Annotated in this window: 1 protein-coding gene; it reads right to left on the bottom strand. The window is 71.5% G+C overall.

Annotation, left to right across the window (positions count from 1 at the left end; all coding sequences use genetic code 11):
- A partial coding sequence (locus tag ACWJ6R_RS38120; protein WP_449066818.1) for a sulfotransferase family protein occupies positions 1-379 on the bottom strand: 379 nt, incomplete at both ends.

Below are 379 nucleotides of genomic sequence, written 5' to 3'. Positions count from 1 at the left end.
CTCGCACAGCGAGACCTCCCACGGCTTCAGCCGGTCCCGCCACGAGCCCGACCGCACGGTGGTCACCTCACCGTGGGTCCGCGCGTGCCAGGTCTTGTGACCGGGTACGGCGATGCCCGCCACCCGCTTCGGCTCGCACATGACCGGATCGAAGTCCTCGCCCAGGAAGGCGCAGAGCCCGCGCAGCTGAGCCTCGGGGTCACGCGTCAGGTCCTCGTAGCGCAGCTCGTGGTAGCTGCCGGCGGGCAGCTTCGGCGCCCGGTTGCGGGCGAAGTCGATCGCCTCGGCCCAGACGGAGACCGAGCTGTGCACGGTCCCGGTGTGCCAGGGCATCTCCTTCAGCGACGCCACGCAGTCGCGGCCGTCCCGGATCAGGTGC

The organism is Planomonospora algeriensis (genome assembly GCF_977012225.1).
The sequence above is the reverse complement of the archived record's forward strand: the minus strand, read 5'-3'. Positions and strand labels throughout refer to the sequence as shown.